Origin of the sequence: Proteiniborus ethanoligenes (assembly GCF_900107485.1) — a bacterium.
In the GTDB taxonomy this organism is placed as follows: Bacteria; Bacillota; Clostridia; order Tissierellales; family Proteiniboraceae; genus Proteiniborus; species Proteiniborus ethanoligenes.
Window position 1 is genome coordinate 83,617 of the sequence record NZ_FNQE01000010.1, and the last position, 11,346, is coordinate 94,962.

Consider the following 11,346-nt stretch of genomic DNA (forward strand, 5'->3'; position numbering starts at 1 on the left):
TATCAAATAAAAGGAGGTTATCCACAATTGAAAATTAAAATACAACAAAGAGAGCTATCTAAATGTATAAATATCGTTCAAAAAGGTATATCTTCAAAAACTACATTACCTATTCTTAGTGGAATTTTATTAGAAGCAAAGGAAGGTAAGCTTAAACTAACAGGAACAGATTTAGAAATAGGAATAAAGTCGTCTGTTGATTGTGAAACAATAAAAGAAGGTAGTATTGTAATAACATCTAGAATCTTTGGAGATATTATTAGAAAACTACCTGACATGCCTATAGAGATAAATGTAGATGAAAATAATAACATGCACATCCAATGTGGAAATTCAAAGTTTAATTTAATAGGTCAATCAGCTATTGATTATCCACAGCTACCAGAAATATTTGAAAGTAATTATTTTGAAATTCCAAAGGATTTGTTAAAATCTATGATTAGGCAGACAATTTTTGCTACTGCACAGGATGAAACCAGACCTATACTAACAGGAGCTTTGCTAGAAACAAGCAATAACAATGTATCTCTAGTTGCAATAGATGGTTATAGACTAGCAGTAAAAAAGGTTTCTGTAAATGTAAGTGAAGATATTAAAGTAGTTATTCCTGCAAAAACTTTAAATGAAGTTAATAAAATACTTGAAGATGATGATGCAGAAGTTAAAATAAGCTATAATCAAGGTAATATAATATTTAATATTGGAGATACTTTGATAACTTCTCGATTATTAGAAGGACAGTTTTTAAATTATAGTGATATAATAAGAAATGAATATAAATTAAAAGCTAAAGTTAATACTAGAGATTTTCAAGAATGTTTAGAAAGAGCTTCACTACTTGCAAGAGAAGGAAAAAACAACCTAGTCAAGATAGATATCTCAGATGATAAGCTCATAATAACATCTAATTCAGAAATAGGAAATGTACATGAAGAATTACCAATAAAATTAGAAGGTAATGATATTAAAATAGCTTTTAATTCAAAGTATATTCTAGAAGGAATTAAGGCAATAGACAGTGAAGAAATAGAAATGAACATGATTTCAAATGTTAATCCATGTATCATAAGACCAGTTGAAGACAATAGCTACACTTATTTAGTATTACCTGTAAGACTTGCAGCTGACGAATAGACACAGGACACCTATACACATAGGTGTCTATTAAATTGGAGAGGAGCAAAAAAATGAAGGAAATATCATTAAGCACAGAATTTATAAAACTAGATCAGCTTCTAAAATATATAGGTATAGCGGAAACTGGAGGTCATAGTAAATTTCTGATTAAAAACGGTGAAGTAAAGGTTAATGGACAAATAACAACTGAAAGAGGAAAGAAGATTAGAAAAGGTGATATGGTAGAAGTATCTGGAGAAGAGATTTTTATTGTGGTCTAACTAGTACAATAGACTAATTATTATATAGTTCTATTTTAGGATTATAAAAAATGATATAATGTACTAAGATAGAGTTGAGTCTGAAGGAGTGCTATATTGTGTACGTGGATAATATAAGGTTAATTAATTTTAGAAATTATTTAAACCTTAATATTGAATTAAATAAAAAATTAAATATTTTTGTAGGAAATAATGCACAAGGTAAGACTAATTTATTAGAATCTATATATATATGTGCAAATGGGAAATCATATAGGACAAGCAAGGATAGAGAATTAATAAATTTACAAAAGTCTAAAGGGTATATAGGCTTAAGCTTAGCAAAAGAAAGATTCAGCAAACTAATAGAGTTAAAATTTGAGAGAGATGTAAAAAAAAGAATAAAAGTAAACAAGGTTGAATACAATAGGGTTTCAGAGCTAATAGGCATACTCAATGTAGTAATATTTTCACCAGAGGATTTAAGATTAGTAAAAGAAGGGCCTATGGAAAGAAGAGCTTTTTTAGATGGTGAAATATCTCAAATAAAGCCAAAGTATAAATATAATTTAGCCAGATATAATAAAATTTTAATGCAAAGAAATAATTTTTTAAAAAATCGCCTAAATTCAAATTTTTACAATTTGCTTGATGTGTGGGATACTCAACTTTCACAGGTTGGGTCTAGTATTATTATAGAGAGAGTAAATTTTATTAATAAGCTTGCAATAATCTCAAAGGATATTCATAATAAATTAACTGGTGGTATAGAAGAGCTGGATTTAAAATATTTGCCTTCTTTTGATATAGATAAATTAGAAATAGAAGAAATCCAATTAAAACTTAAAGATATGCTTCAAAAAAATATTGAAAAAGATATTCAAAAAGGTAATACTGAATATGGACCTCATAGAGATGACTTAGACATATTAATAAATGGAATATCTGCAAGAACTTTTGGTTCTCAAGGTCAGCAGAGAACTGCTGCACTTTCTTTAAAGCTAGCAGAGGTGGAGCTTATCAAGAATGAAATAGGAGAATATCCTGTGCTTTTATTAGACGATGTATTTTCTGAGCTTGATTTAAATAGGAGAAAATACTTGATATCAACCTTTAAGGATATACAAACAATAATAACTTCAACTGATGATATAGATTTAACAGAATTAAAGGGTATAGATAAAAAGGTATTTTATATTAGACAAGGAGAAGTTGTTTTGCAAGAGGAGGGGTAATGTGTTTCTTCATTTAGGAAAAGATTATGTTATACCACTTAAAGATGTAATTGCTATAATAGATGTTGAGTCAGCATTAAAGTCTGAGATTACAAAGGAATTTTTAGAGGTTGCCGAGGAAGAAGATTTTATTCATGATATAGCAAAAGAAGAAATAAAATCCTATGTGATAAGTGAAAAAGTTGAAAAAGGGAAAAATAATAAGTATGAAATTAGAAAAAGCAAAATATATGCTTCAAATATTTCATCTACAACCCTGTTTAAAAGAGCAAATTTTATTGATAACATAAAATAAAAACACAATAGATCGGGGGAAATTTAATGTTAGAAAACCAAAATAATACTAATTATGGAGTTGAACAGATTAGAGTTCTTGAAGGTCTTGAAGCTGTAAGATTAAGACCTGGAATGTATATAGGAACTACAGGACCAAGAGGATTACATCATCTTGTTTATGAAGTTGTAGACAATAGTATAGATGAAGCACTAGCGGGAAGATGTGATACTATCGGAGTAAAAATAAATATAGACGGATCTGTGACTGTTTCAGATAATGGTATGGGTATACCAGTAGCAACACATCCTAAAACAGGAAAATCTACTGTTGAAACTGTACTTACAGTTTTACACGCAGGAGGAAAATTTGATAACGATGCTTACAAAGTATCGGGCGGACTTCATGGTGTAGGTGTATCAGTAGTAAACGCTCTTTCAGAATGGCTTGAGGTTAAAGTAAAAAGAGAAGGTAATGAATATGAGCAAAGATTTGAAAGAGGAGTGGCAGTAACAGAACTAAAAGTAACTGGAAGTACAAAAGATTCGGGAACAATTATAAGATTTAAACCAGATAGTCTAATATTTGAAGATGTAAACTTTAAATATGAAACACTAGAATATAGATTGAGAGAATTGGCTTTTTTAAACAAGGGAATAAAGATAGTTTTTGAAGATGAAAGAACAGAAAAGAAAAAAGAATTCCATTATGAAGGTGGTATAAATTCTTTTGTAGAGTATCTAAATAAAAATAGAGATCCTATACACAAAAATATTATTTATTTTGAAGGTGAAAAGGATGGTTGTATAGTTGAAGTGGCTATGCAGTATACAGAAGATTATAATGAAAATGTATTTACTTATGCAAATAACATAAACACACATGAAGGTGGTACTCACTTAAGTGGATTTAGGTCAGCCTTAACTAGAATAATGAATGATTATTCTAGAAAATATAATTTAATTAAGGAAAAAGAAGAAAATCTTTCGGGAGAAGATATAAGAGAAGGTTTAACAGCAGTACTTTCAGTAAAGCTAACTTCTCCACAGTTTGAAGGACAGACTAAAACAAAACTAGGAAATAGTGAAATAAGAGGATTAGTAGAAAGCTTAGTAGCTGAATATTTAAATGCATTTTTAGAAGAAAATCCAAAAGAAGCAAAAAATATTATAGAAAAATCCTTAAGAGCTCAAAGAGCTAGAGAAGCTGCTAGAAAAGCAAGAGAGCTAACTAGAAGAAAAAATGTATTAGAGAATTCAGCACTTCCTGGAAAGCTTGCAGATTGTTCAGAGCAGGATCCGAGTAAATGTGAAATATACCTAGTTGAGGGTGACTCGGCTGGTGGTTCAGCTAAGCAAGGGCGTGACCGAAAAACTCAAGCAATACTTCCATTAAAGGGTAAAATTATGAATGTAGAAAAAGCAAGACTAGATAAGATGTTAAATTCTGATGAAATAAAAGCTATGATAACAGCTTTTGGATGTGGAATAGGTGAAGACTTTGATATTTCCAAATTAAGATATGGTAAAATAGTAATAATGACGGATGCTGACGTTGACGGTGCTCACATAAGAACATTGCTATTAACATTTTTCTATAGATATATGAGACCATTAGTTGATAATGGAAATATACTCATAGCACAACCACCACTATATAAAGTAAAAAAAGGTAAGGTAGAAAAATATGCTTACAATGACAGAGAATTAGATAATGTTTTAAATGAAATAGGAAGAACAGGATATACAATACAAAGATACAAGGGTCTTGGAGAGATGAACCCTGAACAGCTTTGGGATACAACTATGAATCCAGAAACAAGGATAATGCTGCAAGTAAATATAGAAGATGCAGTAGCAGCAGATGAAATATTTACAACACTAATGGGAGATAAGGTAAAACCAAGAAGAGATTTTATAGAAGAAAACGCAAGGTATGTTAGAAACCTTGATGTATAAAGCACCTAATTTTAGGTGCTTTTTGAATTAGATAAAAGCTAAAAAATATGAACTAAAAATGAATCAAGTTGAAACAAATAAAACTCAATACTAGTCAACATTGAAAAATACAGTTTGAAGAATATGAAGAATATTCATAATAATATTATAAATGAAACTAATTTGATTCAAAAGAGGTTCAAAATAAGCATTTAATATATTATAATATATATGATGTATGTACTCTAAATATTGAGAAACACATAAAAATTAGAGATAGGCATGACAATTGCATATTATTAATTTACAGAATATTGCGTCATATACATAACAAATGTTATATATAAAATTTTATTTATTTTAATTTACAGTTTTATATACAAAAGCATATATAAAAAATTTTTAGAGAGGAAGATAAAATTGGATATTTTAGAAATAGTCAATGGGGAACCTGATTGTACCTCTTTATTACAAGTAATATTAGATTCTATTCATGATGGTGTTTACATACTAAATGGAAAAGGAGAGTTTATACTAGTCAATAAATCTGTTGAAAATATTACACTATATGATAGAAATAAGCTTTATGGAGTTAAGGCTGTAGATTTAGTGCAAGAAGGCTTATTAGACCATTCTATAACTGAAAAAGTAATGATAAACAAAAAAGCTACAACTGAATTACAGACAATATTTGGACCTGTAGTAAAAGAAGTAATAGTAACCTCTATACCAATTTTAGATGAAGATAATAATATTAAATACATAGTAGCAAATCTTAGAGATATTACAGAATTAAATAGAATAAAAATGGAGAGAGAAGCTAAAACCCTTATTGAAGAGTATAATTTAGAACAGATAAAAAATGAGTATATTAAAAATAATATAATTGCAAAAAGTAATGAGATGAAAAATGTACTTGATCTTTCTAAAAGAGCATCTCAATCCTGTAGCACTATTGTCTTATACGGAGAATCAGGTTCCGGTAAAGAAGTAATTGCTAAATTTATTCACTCTGTTAGTCCAAGAAAAAAAGAACCTTTTATTAGCATAAATTGTGCGGCTATTCCAGCAAATTTACTTGAATCAGAATTATTTGGATATGAAAAAGGAGCTTTTACTGATGCTAATAAAAAAGGAAAAATAGGTTTATTTGAATTAGCAGACAACGGAACTTTATTTTTAGATGAAATAAATTCGCTACCTTTGCCTTTACAAGGCAAAATACTTAGATTTATTGAAACACAAGAGCTAACTCGTGTAGGAAGTACTAAAGCAAAAAAAATTGATGTTAGAATAATTGCAGCAACGAATGAAGACTTAAAATCAATGGTTTATAAAGGTGAATTTCGTGAGGATTTGTATTTTAGATTAAATGTGATTCCTATAGAGATACCACCATTGAGAAAAAGAAAAGATGATATTTTAGCATTATGTTCTTTTTTTCTAGAAAGCTTTAACAAAGATAACAAAAAAAATAAAAAGCTGAGCTCTTCTGTATTAGATATATTAGAAAATTACGAATGGCCCGGAAATGTTAGGGAGTTAAGAAATATTATAGAAAGGCTAGTGGTTATGTGTCCAAATGATATAGTTACTGCTGATGATTTGCCTCCTGCTCTTATAAATAAGCAATATAAAAGTGCAGACTACAATATTGTAGTAAATAAGTTAGTTCCACTGAAGGATATAATAGATGAAGCAGAGAAAACTATATTTCTAAAGGCAGTAGAAGAACTAAAAACTACTAGAAAAATCGCTGAGGCTCTAGATATTAGTCAAACATCGGTTGTTAGGAAAATAAATCAGTACAATATAAAATAAAAATTTAATGTTAACAGTTTTTAAGTAATTTTTATATGGTACTAAAAGTTAATATGTTTTTTTATAAAGCCTTCTTTACTAATACATGTAAAAAGGCTTTTTTATTTGCTAAAAAGATTGTTAAAAAATAAATAATCAGAAAATTATAAAAATTACAAAAAATGAACCGTTAAAGAATCAAGCACAACCAAAAATTACTCATATCTATATAAACATTGATATTTGCAGGATTTAAATATCAAATTTATAAAAAAACAAATTTGATATTTACGACAAATGATTACAAAAAGGTTCGATAAATAACATTATATGGATTGGTAAAAAGAAAAACACTTTAAGAACGGCATAAAATACAGTTTTATATTGAAATAAAAAAATTAGGCATGACAATTGCAATTAATAGTTTATTAGATAGCAAATTTTAAATCAACTTAATTTTATGCAGTAAGAAAATTAAGAAAAGGAGGTAAGAAAATTTATTAGTAGTAATAAATATTTTTCCACAAATCAATTAATAGGAGGGTATTTATGTTAGGAATTTTAGGTTTGCTAGTTGCAATTGTCTTACTTGTTTATCTTGCGTATAAGGGTGTTAGTGCAATTCCTGCATCACTCATATGTTCCTTAGTAGTTATTCTTACAAATGGAATGCCTTTATGGGAAGGTTTTTCACAGTTCTATATAGGTGGATTTTCTTATTTTGCAGGTACTTATTTCTTAGTATTTATTACCTCTGCACTTTTTGCAAGGGCAATGGACGACTCAGGTTCAGCACAAACTATAGCTTATAAATTTTTAGATTGGTTTGGTGCTAAAAGAGCAATTCTTGTATTAGTTTTAACCACTGCAGTTTTAACTTATGGAGGAGTAAGCTTATTTGTTGTTGTTTTTGCTACTTACCCAATTGCAATTGTACTATTTAAAGAGGCTAATTTACCAAAAAGAATATTACCAGGAATATTAGCTTTTGGAGCGGCTACATTTACAATGACTGCACTGCCTGCTTCTCCACAGCTGACAAACGTTATCCCTTCACAGGTTTTAGGAACATCTTTAACAGCAGCACCATTATTAGGTATATTTGCTTCAATCCTTATGTTTATTGGAGGATATTGGTACTTTGTTAGATTGGAAAAGAAAATGAGAGAACAAGGAATAGGTTTTGAGCCTGGTCCTAATGATGATATGAGTAAATATGAAAATGTTGATAAATCAAAACTTCCTGGAGCTTTCGTTTCATTCTTACCAATGGTATTGATTCTTGCAGCAATAATTTTTATAAAAGGTATATTTCAACCACTGGAGCTAGTAGTTTATGCAATGTTATCAGCTACAGTATTAGTATTTATATTTAACTGGAGTAGAATGACTAACAAATTAAACACAATAAACCAAGGATTAAAAGATGGAATAGCTATAGTAAGTGTTGCTGTAATTATTGGGTTTGGATTTGTGGTTCAAAATGCACCTGCATTCCAAAGCTTTGTGAACTTTGCTCTTGGATTAAAGATGCATCCATATTTTTCAGCAGTTGTAGCTACAGAAATTGTAGCAGGTATTACAGGTTCTTCTAGTGGTGGTCTTACTATATTCCTTAAAGCTTTAGGGCAACAATATGTTGATCTAGGTGCAGATCCGGCTGTACTTCATAGATTAACAGCAATAGCAGCAGGTGGCTTAGATACTCTTCCACATGCAGGAGGTATATTCATACTTATGGGTGTTGCAGGTCAGAGCCATAAGGAAAGTTATGGACCAATATTCTGGACAACAGTTGCTATACCAATATTAGTAGCTTTTATATGTACATTTGTAGCAATAGCACTTTATTAAGAAAAGCTTCTATATTGCATTAAAAAGTAGTTTTTTTGAAACTTATTACGGTCAAGTTCTTTTATATAAAAGATACTAAAGTAGAACTTTAATATTCGTTATAAAAAGATTAAATCCATGTGGATTTAATATAAATAAAAAATAATAATGGAGGGTGAATTTCACCCTCCTAAAATCAAGGAGGTTTTATTATGAGTAAAAGAATTTTAAATTGTGCAATAACAGGTTCAATTCACACACCATCTATGTCACCATATTTACCTATTACACCAGATCAAATAGCTCAAAATGCAATAGATGCCGCAAATGCAGGAGCAGCAGCTGTGCACATTCATGCAAGGGATCCTGAAAACGGAAAGCCTTCATCAGATTTAGGCCTTTACGAAGAAATAATCGATAAAATAAGAGCTAAAAATAAAGATGTCATAATATGCATCACTACTGGTGGCGGTGCAGGCATGACAGTAGAGCAAAGAGCTTCAGTAGTGCCAAAGTTTAAGCCTGAACTAGCTTCTATGAATGCAGGTTCAATTAACTGGGGACTTTTTCCTGCAGCAGCAAGAATAAAAGAGTTTAAATATGATTGGGAAAAACCAATGCTAGAAATGACTAAAGGCTTCATATTCCAAAACACTTTTGCAGATATGGAAGGCATATTAAACATTATGAATGAAAACGGTACTAAGCCAGAACTTGAGTGTTATGATGTTGGGCATCTTTATAACGTAAAGTTTTTGCAAAGTGCTGGGCTTATAAAAGGTAAACCATATCTTCAATTTGTACTGGGAATAAATGGTGCATTAGCAGCAACACCATATGATTTACAATACATGAAAGAAACAGCAGATAGGCTTTTTGGTGTAGGCGGATATGAATGGTCTGCATTCGGTGCAGGAAGAGCAGAATTCCCAACTTGTGTTCAAAACTTATTCCTAGGTGGTCATGTAAGAGTAGGAATGGAAGATAATTTATATTTAGGTAAGGGAAAAATGGCAGAAAATAATGCACAGCTTGTAGAGAAAATGGCAAGATTAATGAATGAGCTTGATTTTGAAATTGCAACCCCAGACGAAGCAAGAGAAATTTTAGGTATTAAAAAATAAACAAAAATACAAACATTATAATTAATATTTTAACAATATAAACAGAATAACTAAATAATCGATTTGAAAGGAGATTATTATGAGACTAGCCATAATGGGAGCAGGTTCATTAGGAATAATAACGGGAGCCTATATTAAAAAGGGCGGATTAGATATAGATTTTATTGATGTAAATGTAGAAAATGTAAAGGCATTAAATGAAAAAGGTGCTACTGTAACAGGAACAGTAGATTTTAATGTTCCAGCAAATGCATTAACTCCAGATGAAATGGAAGGAATATATGATGTAGTATTCTATGTAGTTAAACAAACTTATAATGAAGTAGCACTTAAACAGCTTTTACCACATTTAGGACCAGATAGTGCAGTAGTTACTTTACAAAATGGTGTTCCGGAGCCAGCAATAGCAGAAATAGTAGGAGCGGAAAGAGTAGTAGGTTGCCCTGTAGGATGGGGAGCTACTTGGTTAGGACCTGGCGTATCTGAGCTTACTTCAAGTCCAGATAAAATGACCTTTGACCTTGGAGAATATACAGGTGGGGTAACAGAAAGATTAGAGAAAATTAAAGAAATTCTAGAGCTAATGTGTCCTACTATAATAGAAGAAAATCTTATGGGAATTAGATGGACTAAAGTTCTTGTAAATTCTACTTTTAGTGGTATGTCTGCAGCACTTGGTTGTACATTTGGAGATGTTTTAGATAGCAAAGAGGCACTTGATTGTGTAAAACATATAGCTAACGAATGTATAAATGTAGGGAGAGCAGCTGGAATAAAGATGGAACCTATGCAGGGATATGATTTAGGAACTATGCTTGGATTTAAAACAAAAGAAGAAATGGATAGTAAAGATCCAATATATAATGCAATGTGGGGACCACATAGAAAATTAAAAGCTAGTATGCTTCAAGACTTAGAAAAAGGCTTGAAAACAGAAATAGATGCTATAAATGGAATAGTCTGTGACTTTGGTAAAAAGCATGGAATACCAACACCTGTAAATAGTCAAGTTGTAGAAATAGTAAAAGGTATAGAAAATGGAAAATACAAACCTGAATTTAATAATTTAGAGCTTTTCCAATTACCAGAGGTTAAATAGCTTTAAGGATTTACAATTTAGTAATAAAATCTATTAACACAAGGAAAACCCGTATTTTCTCGGGTTTTCTTTGTAAACTAATTAGGAATTATTATATTTAAGTGTATTCTCGAATCAATTATAACTATATAAATTTCAAAACACTAATCTTTTTAACTCTAAATAATGATAAAGGAGGTTTTTGAAATGAGAGAAGTAGTAATAGTAGGAGCAGCAAGAACACCCATAGGTAGCTACGGAGGAAGCTTAGCTTCATTATCAGCAATAGATTTAGGAGTAATAGCAGCAAAAGAAGCAATAAAAAGAGCAGGCATAAAACCAGAAGACATAGATGAAGTAATCCTAGGCAACGTACTATCAGCAGGCATAGGTCAAAACCCAGCAAGACAAGTAGCACTAGGAGCAGGCTTACCAGACACAACACCAGCAACAACAATAAACAAAGTATGCGGCTCAGGACTAAGATCAGTAAGCATGGCAGCACAATTCATCATGCTAGGAGATGCAGACATCATACTAGCAGGAGGAACAGAAAGCATGAGTAACGCCCCATACCTATTACCATCAGCAAGATGGGGACAAAGAATGGGAGACGGGAAAATAGTAGACTACATGGTACATGACGGACTAACAGACATATTCAACAACTACCATATGGGAATCACAGC

Annotated in this window: 10 protein-coding genes; all 10 read left to right on the forward strand. The window is 30.7% G+C overall.

Annotation, left to right across the window (positions count from 1 at the left end; translation table 11 throughout):
• Positions 1–27 precede the first annotated feature (27 nt).
• Complete coding sequence (gene dnaN / locus BLV37_RS05720; protein ID WP_091728536.1) at positions 28–1,134, forward strand: DNA polymerase III subunit beta; 1,107 nt, start codon at positions 28–30, stop codon at positions 1,132–1,134.
• A 53-nt stretch (positions 1,135–1,187) separates the two neighbouring features.
• Entirely contained in the window at positions 1,188–1,397 is a 210-nt protein-coding gene (locus tag BLV37_RS05725) for an RNA-binding S4 domain-containing protein (protein WP_091728539.1), read from the forward strand.
• Positions 1,398–1,495: 98 nt separating this feature from the next.
• The gene (gene recF, locus BLV37_RS05730) at positions 1,496–2,611 is read left to right on the forward strand and encodes a DNA replication/repair protein RecF (protein WP_091728541.1); all 1,116 of its coding nucleotides are present in this window, start codon (positions 1,496–1,498) and stop codon (positions 2,609–2,611) included.
• A gap of 1 nt (position 2,612) precedes the next feature.
• Complete coding sequence (remB, locus tag BLV37_RS05735) at positions 2,613–2,906, forward strand: extracellular matrix regulator RemB (protein ID WP_091728544.1); 294 nt, start codon at positions 2,613–2,615, stop codon at positions 2,904–2,906.
• A gap of 26 nt (positions 2,907–2,932) precedes the next feature.
• The gene (gyrB, locus tag BLV37_RS05740) at positions 2,933–4,843 is read left to right on the forward strand and encodes a DNA topoisomerase (ATP-hydrolyzing) subunit B (protein ID WP_091728547.1); all 1,911 of its coding nucleotides are present in this window, start codon (positions 2,933–2,935) and stop codon (positions 4,841–4,843) included.
• A gap of 399 nt (positions 4,844–5,242) precedes the next feature.
• Entirely contained in the window at positions 5,243–6,643 is a 1,401-nt protein-coding gene (locus BLV37_RS05745) for a sigma-54 interaction domain-containing protein (RefSeq protein ID WP_208975205.1), read from the forward strand.
• A 528-nt stretch (positions 6,644–7,171) separates the two neighbouring features.
• Entirely contained in the window at positions 7,172–8,476 is a 1,305-nt protein-coding gene (locus BLV37_RS05750) for a GntP family permease (protein WP_091728549.1), read from the forward strand.
• 191 nt (positions 8,477–8,667) lie between these two features.
• Positions 8,668–9,579: a beta-keto acid cleavage family enzyme gene (locus BLV37_RS05755; RefSeq protein ID WP_091728552.1), complete on the forward strand. Its 912-nt coding sequence runs from the start codon at positions 8,668–8,670 to the stop codon at positions 9,577–9,579.
• A gap of 79 nt (positions 9,580–9,658) precedes the next feature.
• Positions 9,659–10,678, forward strand: a complete 1,020-nt coding sequence (locus BLV37_RS05760) for a ketopantoate reductase family protein (protein WP_091728555.1) — start codon at positions 9,659–9,661, stop codon at positions 10,676–10,678.
• A gap of 186 nt (positions 10,679–10,864) precedes the next feature.
• Positions 10,865–11,346 (forward strand): thiolase family protein (locus BLV37_RS05765; RefSeq protein ID WP_280140111.1); only part of this gene is annotated, 482 nt, incomplete at its 3' end.